The sequence below is a fragment of the Hydrogenophaga sp. T66 genome (assembly GCF_057219855.1).
Map to the genome: position 1 here is coordinate 152,440 of NZ_JBXVVX010000001.1, position 14,233 is coordinate 166,672.

The following is a 14,233-nucleotide window of genomic DNA, read 5'->3' on the forward strand; positions in this document are numbered from 1 at the left end:
CATGGCCGCCTGCATGCCATCCGCCCGGCGCCCGATGGCGTCGCCAGTTGCCCCGCTCGCCCCGCTCGCCCCGCTCGCCCGAGGCTTCTGGCACCCCGGTACCATCTCGCGATGGCCACCGACCCGACCTCGTCCACCGACGCTGTGCAGCGCGTCACCGACCGCCTGCTCGCCCTCAACCACCCGCACCCGCCGCGCTGGCTCGACGACGCCGCGCGCACCGCCCAGCAGGCCGCCGACGCGCTGGGTGTGTCGCTGGGCCAGATCGCCAAGAGCGTGGTGTTCCGCCGCAAGAACCACCCCGATGGCGAGCGCGCGGTGCTGGTGGTCACCTCCGGCGACCGCCGGGTGGACGAAGCCAAGGTCGAGGCGCTGGTGTGCGATCAGGGCAGTCGCCTGGGGCGGGCTGACGCCGACTTCGTGAAGGCGCAGACCGGCTTTTCCATCGGCGGCGTATCGCCGCTGGCACACGCCAGGCGGCCGGTGGCTTTGATCGACGCCGAGCTGTTCCGCTTTGACACCGTGTGGGCCGCCGCCGGTCACCCGCACGCCGTCTTTCCCCTCACCCCGGCGCAGTTGCAGGCCTACACCGGCGCGCCGGTGGCCGACGTCACGCAGGCGCCCGCGGAGGTCCGGTCGTGAGTGCATCGCCGCCCGTCACGCTCGCCGCCGCCCGCGCACGCCAGCCCGGCGTGGTGGCGCCGTCGCCCTGCATCTCGGTCTGCCGCCTCGACGACACGAGTCAGCAGCGCTGCGTGGGCTGCCACCGCACCCTGGCCGAGATCGGCGCCTGGGCGCGGCTGGACGACGCCACCAAGCTGGCCGTGTGGCGCGACATCGAGGCCCGCCAGGGCCTGACGCCCGCCGGGAGCGCGCCGTGATCGACATCGATTTCTTCTACGACCCGATCTCTCCCTACGCGCACCTGGCGTTCCAGGCGCTGCCCGAGGCGCTGCGCGGTCACGCGGTGACGGTGCGGTACCGGCCGGTGCTGTTCGCCGGCCTGCTCAAGGCCCACGGGCAGCTCGGGCCGGCCGAGATTGCGCCCAAGCGCGACTGGACCTACCGGCAGGTGCAGTGGCTGGGCCACGCCCACGGCATCCGCCTCGACCTGCCGGCCGCCCATCCGTTCAATCCGCTGCCGCTGTTGCGCCTGGGGCTGGCCACGGCCCACCCCGACGAGCCCCTGGCCACCAGCCGCTGGGTCACGGCCCAGCTGTTTGAGCACGTGTGGCACGGCGGCGCCGACGCGGCCGATCCGGGCCGTCTGGCGGCGCTGGAGGCGCGGCTGCGCGATCACGTGCGTGAGGCGGGTCGCGACTGGCCGGCGGCCGACGCCGTGAAAGCCGGCTTGCGCGAGAACGGCGAGGCCGCGCTGCGGCTGGGGCTGTTCGGCGTGCCGGCGATGGTGGTGCAGGGCCGCGTGTTCTGGGGCTTTGACGCGCTGCCGATGCTCGCGGCGTGGCTGGCGGGTGACGCCTGGTTCCAGGGCGGCGCCTGGGAGCAGGCCGCCGCGCTGCCGGTGGGCGTGAGCCGGGTGGGCTGAGACGGTCCCGGCCGCGGTGTCGGCAGCGCGGCCGAACCGCGCCGCCGCGGGGCAGGCTCAGCGACGGAAGCGCCCGCCTGCGTCGATGATCGACAGGTCGGCGAAATCCAGACCCGTGTGGCTGGTGGCGCTGTAGCTCACCGTCAGTCCCCCGAGGTCGTAGCGCGACATGCCCTCGAGGGCATCGCGCAGCTTCTGCGGGGTGGGATTGGGTCCGGCGCGGCGCAGGCCTTCGGTCAGCACCTTGGCGCCGGCAAAGCCTTCCATCATCGCGGGCGAGACGCCGTCCAGGCCTTTGGCCTTGGCCAGGTCCTGCGCTTCCTTGATCAGTCCGTAGCTGACGGAGCGCTCGTTGGGGAACACCTGGGTCACGATCACGCCGCGCGCGTGTTCGCCGAGCAGCTTGATGAATCCATCGGACGCGTTGTTGGAGAGCGTGACCACCTGGGCCCGCGAGCCGGCGGCGCGCAAGGCCTTCACCGCGCTGGCGGTGTTGCCGGCCGAAGCGATGACCATCACCGCGTGTGCCTGCAGCCTGGTGATCTCCGCCGCCACAGCGCCGAAATCGGGCTTGTCGCGGGGCGTCTTCTGACGCAGCACGGGTTCGAGCTTCACCTTCGCAAACCCCTGCATGGCGCCGGCGGCGCCATCGGCGCCAAAGCTGTCGTCGGTCTCCAGCACGGCGATGCGGGTCTGGCCGATGGCGGCAAGGTGTTCGATGGCGCGTGCGGCTTCCCGCTGGTAGGTCGCGCGCACGTTGAACACCCACGGGTTGACCGGCTCGTGCAACACCATGGCGCCGGTGCTGGGCGCCACCAGCGGCACCTTGAACTCCGCCAACAGCGGCAGCAGCGCCTGCGAATGCGGGGTGCCACGGTTGAGGAAGAGGGCCAGCACCTTTTTCTGGGTAATCAGGTCGCGGGCGAGGTCCACCGTCAGTTTGGGGTCGAACTTGTCATCGACGGAGATCAGTTCGATCGGCTGGCCGTTCACGCCGCCGCGGGCATTCACCGCGTCGAAGTACAAACGGGCGCCGTCGGTGTTCTCTTTGACGCCAGCGGCCACCGAGCCGGTGAAGCCCGACGGCTGACCGATGCGCAGCTGCGCCTGGGCCCAGGTGGCTGTCAGGCTGAGGGTGAGCAGGGCAATCCATCGTTTGGGCATCGGTCGGTCTCCGGTTCCGGGGGCGGCAGCAAGGGCTTCCGGGGGTGATTCTGTGCAGATGCCCCCCGGGAACCAGTGTGGAAATGACGTAGGCCATCGCGGCCTGGCATCGCGCTCCCTAGAATCTTCCGCTTGTCCCTCCGGAGCCCCGCATGTCAGATGACCACCGCCCCGCCGCCGCCGCCCAGGCCGAGCCCGACGAACAGCGGGGCGATCCGGGCAGCGACGAGGGCCTGATCCGCATCCGCGGCGCCCGCCAGCACAACCTCAAGGGCCTGGATCTCGACATCCGCACCGGCGAGCTCACGGTGGTCACCGGCCCGAGTGGCTCGGGCAAGTCGAGCCTGGTGTTCGACACCCTGTTTGCCGAAGGCCAGCGGCGCTACGTGGAGACCTTCAGCGCCTACGCCCGGCAGTTCCTCGACCGCATGGACAAGCCCGCCGTCGATCGGGTGGATGGCGTGCCGCCGGCGATTGCGATCGACCAGACCAACCCGGTGCGTTCGTCGCGGTCCACGGTGGGCACGATGACCGAGCTCAACGACCACCTCAAGCTGCTGTTCGCCCGCGGCGCCGCGCTGTTTGACCGCGAAACCGGGCTGGCGGTGCGCCACGACTCGCCCGAGACCATCTTTGGCGAATTGCAGCGGCGCAGCCAGGCGCAGGGCGATCCGCGCCTGGTGCTCACCTTCCCGGTCGAGCTGCCGGCCAACACCACCGCCGACGAGGTGGCGCAGTGGCTTTCGGCCAGCGGTTACACCCGGGTGCAGGCCGAGCGCACGGTGCAGCGCGAGTTGAAGGACGAAGCGCCCGCGAAGGGCAAAAAAGCCAAGCCGGTGATCGAGGCGGTGAAGGTGCTCGACGTGGTGGCCGACCGCTTCCGCCTGTCCACCGCGGAGACGGCGCGCGTGATGGAGGCGATCGAGGTCGGACTCAAGCGCGGCGGTGGTCGGCTCACCGTGTACGCGTTGAAGGACGAGGGCGAAGCCGGACGACCCGCCGCCGGGCCGTCCCAAGGCGGGTCAGCCCCCTCGGGGGGCAGCGAACCACGCGCAGCGGGGAGCGTGGGGGCGTCTGACATCTGGAAGTTCTCGACAGGTCTCCACTGCCCGGAAAGCGACATCCGCTACACCGAGCCCACGCCCTCGATGTTCTCGTTCAACTCGCCGGTGGGCGCCTGCGAGGCGTGCCGCGGGTTTGGCCGCGTGATCGGTGTCGATTACGGTCTGGTGATCCCGAACGACAAGCTCACGCTGCGCAGCGGCGCGATCAAGGTGTTCCAGACGCCCGCCTGGAAGGAGTGCCAGGACGACCTGATGCGCCACGCCGAGGCCGCGGGCATCCCGCGCGACACCCCGTGGGCCAAGCTCACGCCCGAGCAGCAGGCCTGGGTCAAGCACGGCTCGCCGCAGTGGAACGGCAAGTGGAACCAGCAGTGGTACGGCGTGGACCGCTTCTTCGAGTACCTGGAGAGCAAGGCCTACAAGATGCACATCCGCGTGCTCTTGTCCAAGTACCGCAGCTACACCGAATGCCCGAGCTGCCGCGGCGCGCGCCTGAAGACCGACAGCCTGCTCTGGCGCCTCGGGTCGAAGGCGCAGGCCGACGCGGTGCTCGAACCCGGCAAGCGCTACCTGCCCGCGGGCGTGCGCTGGTCGCGCGCGCAGCTCGAAGCGCTGCCCGGCCTGTGCCTGCACGACCTGATGTTGATGCCGCTCACCAGCCTGCGGCGCTTCTTCGATTCGATCGCACCCGCACAGGCCGGTAGCGCCGGTGAGCAGCAGGCGCTCAAGCTGCTGCTCGAAGAAATCAACACCCGCATCCGCTACCTGTGCGAGGTCGGCATCGGCTACCTCACGCTGGACCGTCAGAGCCGCACGCTCAGCGGCGGCGAGGTGCAGCGCATCAACCTCACCACCGCGCTCGGCACCTCGCTGGTCAACACCCTGTTCGTGCTTGACGAGCCCAGCATCGGCCTGCACCCGCGCGACATGGCGCGCATCGTGGACGCGATGAAGCGCTTGCGCGACGCCGGCAACACCCTGGTGGTGGTGGAGCACGACCCGGCGGTGATGCTCGCGGCCGACCGCCTGATCGACATGGGTCCGGGCCCGGGCGAGCGCGGTGGGCAGATCGTGTTCGACGGCACGCCCGAGCAAATCCGCGCCGCCGACACGCTCACCGGCGCCTACCTCGGCGCGCGCAAGACCATCGGCATGGGCTTCAAGCGCGCGGTGACCGACAGCACGCCGCGGCTCATCCTCGAAGGTGCGCGCGAGCACAACCTGCAGAACGTGTCGGTGGAGTTCCCGCTGCAGCGCCTGGTCGCGGTCACGGGCGTGTCCGGCTCGGGCAAGTCCACGCTGATCCAGGACGTGCTCGCGCCCGCGCTGATGCGCCACTTCGGCCAGAGCACCGAGGCACCCGGCGCCCACGACCGCCTGCTCGGCGCCGAGCAGCTGGCCGATGTGGTGTTCGTCGACCAGTCGCCGATCGGCAAGACCGCACGCTCCAACCCCGTGAGCTACGTGGGCGCCTGGGACGCGATCCGCGCGCTGTTCGCCGACGCGCCGCTGGCGCGCGAGCGCAGCTACACGCCGGCCAAGTTCAGCTTCAACAGCGGCGACGGGCGCTGCCCCACCTGTGGCGGCTCGGGGTTTGAGCACGTGGAGATGCAGTTTCTCTCGGACGTGTACCTGCGCTGCCCCGATTGCGACGGCAAGCGCTACCGCCCCGAGATCCTGGAGGTGACCATCGAGCGCGGCGGCCGCCCGCTCAGCGTGGCCGACGTGCTGGATCTCACCGTGAACGAAGCGGCGCAGCTGTTCGCCCACGACCGCGAGGTGATCCGCGCCCTGCAACCCATCGTCGACGTCGGCCTGGAGTACGTGAAGCTGGGCCAGCCTGTGCCCACGCTCTCGGGCGGCGAGGCGCAGCGTCTGAAGCTCGCGGGCTTTCTGGCCGAGGCTGCCAAGGCCGCGAGCGCGAGCCGCCAGCCCCTGTCGCGCAAGGGCACGCTGTTCCTGTTCGACGAGCCCACCACCGGCCTGCATTTCGACGACATCGCCAAGCTGATGCGCTCGCTGCGCAAGCTGATCGACGCCGGCCACTCGCTCATCGTGATCGAGCACAACCTCGACGTGATCCGCGCCGCCGACTGGCTGATCGACCTCGGCCCCGAGGGTGGCACGGGCGGCGGCCTGGTGGTGGCCGAGGGGCCGCCCGAGGTGGTGCGCGACCACCCCAGCAGCCACACCGCGCTGGCGCTGCGCGAGTACGCGCAGGCCATGGACCGCGTGGTGGCCGTGGCCGAAACCGCACCCGCACCGTACCTGGGCAGCCTCGTGCGCCGGCGTGCCGGGGGCGACGCCATCCGCATCGTCAACGCCCGGGAGCACAACCTCAAGCAGCTCAGCGTGGACATCCCGCGCGGCAAGTTCAACGTCATCTCGGGCGTGAGCGGGTCGGGCAAGAGCACGCTGGCCTTCGACATCCTGTTCAACGAAGGCCAGCGCCGTTACCTCGAAAGCCTGAACGCCTACGCGCGCAGCATCGTGCAGCCCGCTGGCCGGCCCGAGGTGGATGCGGTCTACGGCATCCCGCCCACGGTGGCCATCGAGCAGCGCCTGTCGCGCGGTGGCCGCAAGAGCACGGTCGGCACCACCACCGAGGTCTGGCATTTCCTGCGGCTGCTGTTTGTGAAGCTGGGCTTGCAGCACTGCGTGCACGACGGCGCGGCGGTGAAGCCGCAGAGCGCCGACAGCATCGCCGCGGCGCTGCTGCGCCAGTACGCCGGCCAGCACGTGGGCCTGCTCGCGCCGCTGGTCGTCAACCGCAAGGGCGTCTACACCGAGCTGGCCGACTGGGCGCGTCCGCGCGGCCACACCCACCTGCGCGTGGACGGCGAGTTCCTGCCCACGACGAACTTTCCGCGCATCGACCGCTTCAAGGAGCACACCATCGAACTGCCGGTGGCCGATCTGGTGATCGACCCGGCCGATGAGGCGGGACTGCGCGCCCAGCTGGCGCGCACGCTGGAGCTGGGCAAGGGCACGCTGCACCTCCTGCACCCGCTGGATGGCTTGCAGGCCGCGCTGGCCGAGGGGCGTTCCACGCGCGGCCTGGGTGCGGTGCAGGTGTTCAGCACCGCGCGCGCCTGCCCGGTCTGCAGCACCAGCTACCCCGAGCTGGACCCGCGCCTGTTCTCCTACAACAGCAAACACGGCTGGTGCCCCGACTGTGTGGGCACGGGCGTGAAACTCTCGCGCGAGCAGCGCCGCGCGCTGGACGACTCGGTCCGCGACGACCAGGACAAGGGCCGCGAACAGAGCTTCGCCGAACCGGAGGTGGACGACCTGACCGACGAGGCCTGCCCGACCTGCGAAGGCACGCGGCTCAACGCCCAGGCGCGCGCCGTGCGCTTCAACGGCGTGGGCATCACCGACGTCGCGCGGCTGTCGGTCAGCGAGGTGCGGCGCTGGGTGCGCGAGCTGATGGGCCCCCACGCTCCGCCGCTGCGCGGGTCGCTGCCCCCCGAGGGGGCTGTTTCGCCTTGGGGCGGCCCGGCGGCGAAACGGCTGGCTGACGAGTTGCCGGTGATGACGCAGCGCGAGGCCGACATCGCCCGCGACCTGCTGCCGGAGATTGAAGGCCGGCTGGCCTTTCTGGAGCAGGTGGGGCTGAACTACCTCACGCTCGACCGCGGCGCGCCGTCCCTCAGCGGCGGCGAGGCCCAGCGCATCCGGCTGGCCGCCCAGCTTGGCAGCAACCTGCAAGGCGTGTGCTACGTGCTGGATGAGCCCACGATCGGCCTGCACCCGCGCGACAACCAGATCCTGCTCGATGCCCTGCACCAGCTGGGCCGGCAGGGCAACACGCTGGTGGTCGTGGAGCACGATGAGGACACCATCCGCCGCGCCGATCACATCATCGACATCGGTCCCAGCGCGGGACGCCGCGGCGGCCGTGTCGTGGCCCAGGGCTCGGTCGACGACCTCGCGGCCAGCGACGAATCGCTGACCGGCCGCTACCTGCGCCACGCGATGAAGCACCCGCTGCAGCCGCGCCGCCCGGTCGCGGCCGACGGCGAGTGCCTCAGCCTGCGCGGGGCCGCGCTGCACAACCTGCAGCGCGTGGACGTGGACGTGCCGCTGCGCCGGCTGGTGGTGGTGACGGGTGTTTCCGGCTCGGGCAAATCCACGCTGGCGCGCGATGTGCTGCTGACCAACACCGCGGCGGCCGTGGCCCAGCGCAGCACGGCCGCCGGCCGCCGCGCCTGGGACGAGGCGGGCGAGCGGCCGGCGTGGGTCGGTTGTGACAAGCTGCTCGGCAGCGAGCCGGTCGATCGGGTGCTGGAGGTCGACCAGACGCCCATCGGCAAAACGCCGCGTTCCTGCCCGGCCACCTACATCGGCTTCTGGGACACGGTGCGCAAGCTGTTTGCCGACACGCTGGAGGCCAAGGCCCGCGGCTACGGCCCGGGCCGCTTCAGCTTCAACACCGGCGAAGGCCGCTGCCCCAGTTGCGAAGGCCAGGGCATGCGCACCATCGAGATGAGTTTCCTGCCGGACGTGAAGGTGCCCTGCGAAACCTGTCACGGCGCGCGGTTCAACCCCGAAACGCTGGCCGTGACCTGGAAGGGCAAGAGCGTCGGTGACGTGCTGCAGATGGCGGTCGACGAAGCGGTCGAGTTCTTCGCGTCCATGCCGGCCATCAGCCACCCGCTGCAGCTGCTCAAGGACGTGGGCCTGGGCTACCTGACGCTGGGCCAGCCCTCGCCCACGCTCAGCGGCGGCGAGGCGCAACGCATCAAGCTCGTCACCGAACTCAGCAAGGTGCGCGACGAGGTTGGCCGCCGCGGCCAGAAGGCGCCGCACACGCTGTACGTGCTTGATGAGCCGACCGTGGGCCTGCACATGGCCGACGTGGAGAAGCTCATCCGCGTGCTGCACCGGCTGGTGGATGGCGGCCACAGCGTGGTGGTGATCGAGCACGACCTTGACGTGATGGCCGAGGCCGACTGGATCATCGACCTGGGACCCGAAGGCGGCGCCGGGGGCGGCCGGGTGGTCGCGGCCGCGGCGCCCGAGGCCGTCGTGGCCGCGGGCACGCACACCGGGCGTGTGTTGGCGCCGGTGTTGGCCCGGACATGAGCCCCGCCGGCGCCGCGTCGCGGCTTCCCCCCGGGGGGACCACACCAGCGGACGGGCGGGGCCCGTTCCGCGGTGTGTGCTGGCGATGTGTCCGCGGCGCGGGCGTTTCCGGGGTGCGGCGTTGAAGCGGCGGGTGATCCACATCGAACCCTCGGCGCCGGCCAAGCCGGCGCTGGGTGCGCCGTGCAACGGCTGCGGCGTGTGTTGCCTGCTGGAGCCCTGCCCGCTGGGGATGGTGATCTCGCGCCGCCGGCGCGGCGCCTGCGACGCGCTGCGCTGGGACAGCGCCCAGCGCGTGTACCGCTGCGGCGCGATCACCGATGCGCCGGGGGTGCTCGGTCCGCGCTGGGCCTGGGCCGCGCCCGCGCTGCGCCGCGTCGCGCGCCGCTGGATCGCGGCCGGCGCGGGTTGCGACGCGGACGTCGACGCCAAGCGGGCTTGACCGTCGCCGCGGGCTCAGCGCGCGAGCAGCACGCCCACGCCCACCGCCAGCACCACCACCGCCACGATCAACACGCGCGTGCGCACGCGCAGCAGCTCCACCGCGGCCACCAGGCGCGCGTTCTGTTCGGCCAGTTCGCTGACGGTCTGCGTCAGCTGTTGTTGCGCCGCGGCCTGCTGATCGAGCCACTGCCGCGCCTCGATGAGCCGGTTGCGCAATTCACCCAGGCTGGGTGGCTCGGCCGCGGGGTCCAGCGGCGGGCTGGTGGGCACCGGCGCTGGCGGCGCTTCCTGCTTGTCGAGCAGCTTGCGCGCGGCCGCCAGCACCTTGGGCGCGTGTTCGATCACGTCGCCCCAGGGGATGACGCGCAGCGCGGTGATCCAGGATATGGCCATGAAGGTCCTCGCGGTGGGGTTGAAAGCTCTGATGCCGATCGCGCGGCGAGGTTCACGCCGCGCGCCGCAGCAACACCACGCCCAGCGCCGCCACGCCCAGCAACAGGGCCGGAAAGCCCAGCACCGGCGCCCACTGCAGCGCGGCCGCGCCCAGCGCCGGCGCGAGCACGCCGCCCAGCGTGTAGCTCAGCACCAGCACCGCCGTGCTGTTGACCAGCGTGATGCCGCCCTCGCGCGAGCCGATGTCGATCATGGCCAGTGTGTAGAGACAGCCTCCCGCGCCACCCCACACAAAGGCGACCGGCGCGGCCAGCCAGGGCATCCCCGCCACCCACGGGATGGCCAGCGTCGCCAGCAGCGTGATCACCGCGCACGCGCGCATCAGCGTCAGCCGCGCCGCCGGGGCGTCGCCCCAGCGCGCGGCCGGGTGGTGGGCCATGCGGTCGGCCAGCACGCCCGCGGGCAGCATCATCAGCGCGCTGCCCAACCCGCTGGCCGACACCAGCAGCGCCGCCGCCGTGGCGCCGAGGCCCAGCGCCAGGCCGTACAGCGGGAGGATCGCGGTGAGGCCGCTTTCGAAGAAGCCGCCGACGAAGCCGACCGACATGATCAGCGGGTGGGCGCGCAGGGCGTGCCACACACCGGCCAGCCCCACCCGGGCCTCGTGCGCGTCGGCCGCGGCCGGCAGCGGCGGTATCGCCAGGCTCCACAGCAGACCGGCGGCCATGAAGCCCAGCGCGATCCAGATCGCTGCCGGCGCCTGCGGTCCGACCCAGGCCAGCAGCAGGGGGCCGAGCACGAAGGTGGCGCCGACCATGGTTTCAAACAAGCCGACCATCCGTCCGCGCTGGGTGGGCGGCGAAAACTCCGCCACCACCGCCTCGGCCAGCACCCAGCGCAGCCCGGCCGCCATCCCGGCCGCCAGTTCGAGGCCAAACCACAGCGGCAAGCTGTCCGTCAGCGCGAAGCCGGCGGTCGCCAGCACCGGGATGGCGGCGGCCAGCCAGAGCGTGGGCCGGCGTCCCAGCCGCGCCGTCACCGCCGAGGCGAAGGGCGTCATCAGGAACACCCCGAGCCAGCCGGTGGCGGCAAACAGGCCGGCCAGTGCGGTCGACTCGCCCGCGTCCTTGAGGCGCAACAGCAACAGCGGTGTCAGCATGAAATAGCCGACCAGTTCGAAGAAGGTCGAACCGAAGATCACCCACAGCCCGCGGCGGGCCAGCGGCGGCGCCCCGCTCACGCCCGTCCCCGCGCGGCCAGCACCGCCTCGACCACTTCGGCAAACCCGGCGCCGCGCGGCGCGCCGGTGCGGTAGGCCGGCGGGCGCGGCAGACCGACCAGCGCGCCGGCGCCATTGGCCACGGCCACGGTGTGCCGCAGGTGGGCAAACATCACCGCGTCGTTGGCCGAGTCGCCCACGAACACCCACCGGTCGGCCTCGGCGTCGAGGTCGCGCCCGAGCCGGTGGCGCACCAGCCAGCGCGCGCCGCTGAGCTTGTCGTGGGCGCCGAGCCAGGCGTTGAGGTGGATGCTGCTGACGGTCACGCGCAGCCCGGCGGCGCGCAGCAGGCTCGCGGCCCGGTCCACGTCCGCGCCGCTCAGCCGGGCGTGCTCGGCGTGGTCGATGGCCAGGTCGGTGTCGCGCCCGGCGCTGTCGCGCGCCAGCCGGGCGTGGGGCAGGGCGGCCTGCACCGCGCGCCAGGCGGTGGCGCGCCGTGTGGCGTGGGCCCGGCGGTGGGCCGCGGGCTGCGCGTGGGCGCGGCGCAGGCGCCGGCCGTCCCGCCACAGCGCCACCGCGCCGTTTTCGGCGGCCAGCGCGGTGAGCCCCCAGTCGCGCGCGGCGGCCTCGCTCCAGCCGACCGCCCGCCCCGTGAGGGCAATGACCGGCAGCCCCGCCGCGCGCAGGCGCGCGATGGCCGCCAGGGCCTCGGCGTCGGGGCGGGCGTCGGTGGTGAGGGTGTCGTCGATGTCGGTCAGCACGCCCAGGATCGGCGCGCGGTCCGCCACCGGCCAGTCGGCAAGAGGGCGCATGGTGTGAGGAAAAGCGCAGCAGTGTCGCACGCGCTGCGGTAAACTCTGCGTCCATCCGAGGAGCGTTGCAGCGCCCACCGCCCCCCAGCGGCACCGGCGTGAGGCTCGGACATCCATGCAACGACGCTCATCCACGACGTGCCGTGCGATGGGCTTTTTTTTCGCCCGCCGCGTGGCCATCACCCACCTCCGGAGCGAAAAACCATGAATGCACGACTCAACACCGCCGTCAACGCCGACTGCGTGATTGCCGACATCGGCCTGGCCGACTGGGGCCGCAAGGAAATCAAGATCGCCGAGACCGAGATGCCCGGCCTGATGGCGATCCGCGAGGAATACGCCGCCAGCCAGCCGCTCAAGGGCGCGCGCATCACCGGCTCGCTGCACATGACCATCCAGACCGCGGTGCTGATCGAGACGCTGCAGGCGCTCGGCGCACAGGTCCGCTGGGCCTCGTGCAACATCTTCTCCACCCAGGACCACGCCGCCGCCGCGATCGCCGCCAAGGGCACGCCGGTCTTCGCCATCAAGGGCGAAACCCTGGCCGATTACTGGGACTACACCCACCGCATCTTCGACTTTGGCCCCGCGGGCACCCCGGGCGAAGGCCCGAACATGATCCTGGACGACGGCGGCGACGCCACGCTGCTGATGCACCTGGGCCAGCGCGCCGAGAAGGACGCCTCCCTCCTGGCCAACCCGCAAAGCGAAGAAGAGACCTGCCTGTTCAACTCGATCAAGGCCAAGCTCGCGCAGGACCCGACCTGGTACACCCGCAAGGCCGCCGAGATCATCGGCGTGACCGAAGAGACCACCACCGGCGTGCTGCGCCTCAACGAGATGTCCGCCAAGGGCACGCTGCAGTTCCGCGCCATCAACGTCAATGACAGCGTCACCAAGAGCAAGTTCGACAACCTGTACGGCTGCCGCGAGAGCCTGGTCGACGCCATCAAGCGCGCCACCGACGTGATGATCGCCGGCAAGGTGGCCGTGGTCGCCGGCTACGGCGATGTGGGCAAGGGCAGCGCCCAGGCCCTGCGCGCGCTGTCCGCCCAGGTGTGGGTGACCGAGATCGACCCCATCAACGCCCTGCAGGCCGCGATGGAAGGCTACAAGGTCGTGACCATGGAATACGCCGCCGACAAGGCCGACATCTTCGTCACCGCCACCGGCAACAAGAACGTCATCCGCTACGAGCACATGGCGGCGATGAAGGACGAGGCCATCGTCTGCAACATCGGCCACTTCGACAACGAGATCGACGTCGCTTCGCTCGAGAAGCTGCAGTGGGACGAGATCAAGCCGCAGGTCGACCATGTCGTGTTCCCCGATGGCAAGAAGATCACCCTGCTGGCCAAAGGCCGCCTGGTGAACCTCGGTTGCGCCACCGGCCACCCGAGCTTCGTCATGAGCTCCAGCTTCGCCAACCAGACAATTGCGCAGGTCGAACTCTTCACCAAGAGCGCGAACTATGAAGTGGGCAAGGTGTACACCCTGCCCAAGCACCTCGACGAGAAGGTCGCCCGCCTGCACCTGAAAAAGGTCGGCGCGATGCTGACCGAGCTGAGCGACGAGCAGGCTGCGTACATCGGGGTGAAGAAGGAAGGCCCGTACAAGGCCAACACCTACCGCTACTGAAGCCATCACCCCCGCCGCGCTTTGCGCGACCCCCGTCCGGGGGCGATGCCTGCGGTCCGGCCAAGCCGGTTCCGCGGCATCTCTCGACAGGGCCACAGCACTCCGGCATGCGTGTTGATCAACTCCTCGTCGAGCGCGCGCTGGCGGCCTCACGGTCGCAGGCGCAGCGTCTGGTGGCGGCGGGCGTGCGCTGGCGCTTGCCCGGCGGCGCGTGGCGCACCGCCACCAAGAACGGTGACGACGTGCCTGCGGCGGCGGAGCTGGCGCTGGTGGACACCGCCGAGACGCGCTTCGTCTCGCGCGGCGGTCTCAAGCTGGCGGGCGCGCTCGACCGCGTGGGCCTGCCGGTGGCCGGTCTGCGCTGCCTCGACGTGGGGCAGAGCAGTGGTGGTTTCACCGACTGCCTGTTGCAGCGCGGTGCTGCCCAGGTGGTGGGCGTGGACGTGGGTTCGGGGCAGCTGCATCCGTCGCTGCGCAGCGATGGGCGCGTGGTGTGCCACGAACACCTCAACGCCCGCGACCTGACGCCGGCCGCGGTGGGTGCGCCGCCGCTGTTTGACCTCATCGTGGGCGACCTGTCCTTCATCTCCCAGACGCTGGTGTGGCCGGCGCTGGCGCCGTTGATGGTGCCGGGCGGTCACGGTCTGATGCTGGTGAAGCCGCAGTTCGAGCTGCAGCCGGCCGACATCGGCAAGGGCGGGCTGGTGCGGGACGAGGCGGCCTATCCGCGGGTGCAGGCCCGCGTGACCGAGGCGCTGTCGGGCCTGGGCCTGTCGGTGCGCGACTATTTCGACAGCCCGATCACCGGCGGTGACGGGAACCGCGAGTTTTTCATCCATGCAATCAAACCTTGAAGAGGGCCGCG

At 71.2% G+C, this 14,233-nt stretch carries 11 protein-coding genes and 1 riboswitch; of the genes, 7 read left to right on the top strand and 4 right to left on the bottom strand.

Annotated elements, in window-relative coordinates; translation table 11 throughout:
- Positions 1–111: 111 nt before the first annotated feature.
- The 3 genes from AC2D80_RS00650 to AC2D80_RS00660 are packed head-to-tail and all read left to right on the top strand — an operon-like array spanning position 112 to position 1,546.
- Positions 112–642, top strand: a complete 531-nt coding sequence (locus AC2D80_RS00650; RefSeq protein WP_484631041.1) for a YbaK/EbsC family protein — start codon at positions 112–114, stop codon at positions 640–642.
- The gene (locus AC2D80_RS00655; RefSeq protein ID WP_484631042.1) at positions 639–881 is read left to right on the top strand and encodes a DUF1289 domain-containing protein; all 243 of its coding nucleotides are present in this window, start codon (positions 639–641) and stop codon (positions 879–881) included. Before AC2D80_RS00650 ends, AC2D80_RS00655 begins: the two co-directional genes overlap by 4 nt.
- Positions 878–1,546: a DsbA family protein gene (locus AC2D80_RS00660; RefSeq protein WP_484631043.1), complete on the top strand. Its 669-nt coding sequence runs from the start codon at positions 878–880 to the stop codon at positions 1,544–1,546. The genes AC2D80_RS00655 and AC2D80_RS00660 overlap by 4 nt, the downstream gene beginning before the upstream one ends.
- A gap of 57 nt (positions 1,547–1,603) precedes the next feature.
- Here the strand turns inward: AC2D80_RS00660 and AC2D80_RS00665 are convergent, their stop codons facing one another.
- Positions 1,604–2,710: an ABC transporter substrate-binding protein gene (locus AC2D80_RS00665; protein WP_484631044.1), complete on the bottom strand. Its 1,107-nt coding sequence runs from the start codon at positions 2,708–2,710 to the stop codon at positions 1,604–1,606.
- Between the two features lie 152 nt (positions 2,711–2,862).
- Here AC2D80_RS00665 and uvrA point away from each other — a divergent pair, with 152 nt between their 5' ends.
- The gene (gene uvrA, locus AC2D80_RS00670; RefSeq protein ID WP_484631045.1) at positions 2,863–8,862 is read left to right on the top strand and encodes an excinuclease ABC subunit UvrA; all 6,000 of its coding nucleotides are present in this window, start codon (positions 2,863–2,865) and stop codon (positions 8,860–8,862) included.
- An 85-nt stretch (positions 8,863–8,947) separates the two neighbouring features.
- Positions 8,948–9,304: a hypothetical protein gene (locus AC2D80_RS00675; protein WP_484631046.1), complete on the top strand. Its 357-nt coding sequence runs from the start codon at positions 8,948–8,950 to the stop codon at positions 9,302–9,304.
- A gap of 14 nt (positions 9,305–9,318) precedes the next feature.
- Here AC2D80_RS00675 and AC2D80_RS00680 read toward each other — a convergent pair whose 3' ends face one another.
- Genes AC2D80_RS00680 through AC2D80_RS00690 form a run of 3 tightly spaced genes read right to left on the bottom strand, consistent with a single transcriptional unit; the run spans position 9,319 to position 11,730 of the window.
- Positions 9,319–9,699 (bottom strand): hypothetical protein, encoded by a 381-nt coding sequence (locus tag AC2D80_RS00680; RefSeq protein ID WP_484631047.1) that lies wholly within the window; start codon positions 9,697–9,699, stop codon positions 9,319–9,321.
- Between the two features lie 52 nt (positions 9,700–9,751).
- Positions 9,752–10,939 carry an MFS transporter gene (locus AC2D80_RS00685; RefSeq protein WP_484631048.1) on the bottom strand — a complete coding sequence of 396 codons (1,188 nt, stop codon included), beginning with the start codon at positions 10,937–10,939 and terminating at the stop codon, positions 9,752–9,754.
- Positions 10,936–11,730 carry an HAD-IIB family hydrolase gene (locus AC2D80_RS00690; RefSeq protein WP_484631049.1) on the bottom strand — a complete coding sequence of 265 codons (795 nt, stop codon included), beginning with the start codon at positions 11,728–11,730 and terminating at the stop codon, positions 10,936–10,938. Before AC2D80_RS00690 ends, AC2D80_RS00685 begins: the two co-directional genes overlap by 4 nt.
- Positions 11,731–11,781: 51 nt before the next feature.
- Positions 11,782–11,866: riboswitch (S-adenosyl-L-homocysteine riboswitch) on the top strand.
- Between the two features lie 68 nt (positions 11,867–11,934).
- Here AC2D80_RS00690 and ahcY point away from each other — a divergent pair.
- Both ahcY and AC2D80_RS00700 read left to right on the top strand, forming a co-directional pair.
- Positions 11,935–13,368, top strand: coding sequence for an adenosylhomocysteinase (gene ahcY, locus AC2D80_RS00695; RefSeq protein ID WP_484631050.1), 1,434 nt, complete (start codon positions 11,935–11,937; stop codon positions 13,366–13,368).
- Between the two features lie 107 nt (positions 13,369–13,475).
- Complete coding sequence (locus AC2D80_RS00700; RefSeq protein ID WP_484631051.1) at positions 13,476–14,222, top strand: TlyA family RNA methyltransferase; 747 nt, start codon at positions 13,476–13,478, stop codon at positions 14,220–14,222.
- The last annotated feature ends 11 nt before the right edge of the window (positions 14,223–14,233 follow it).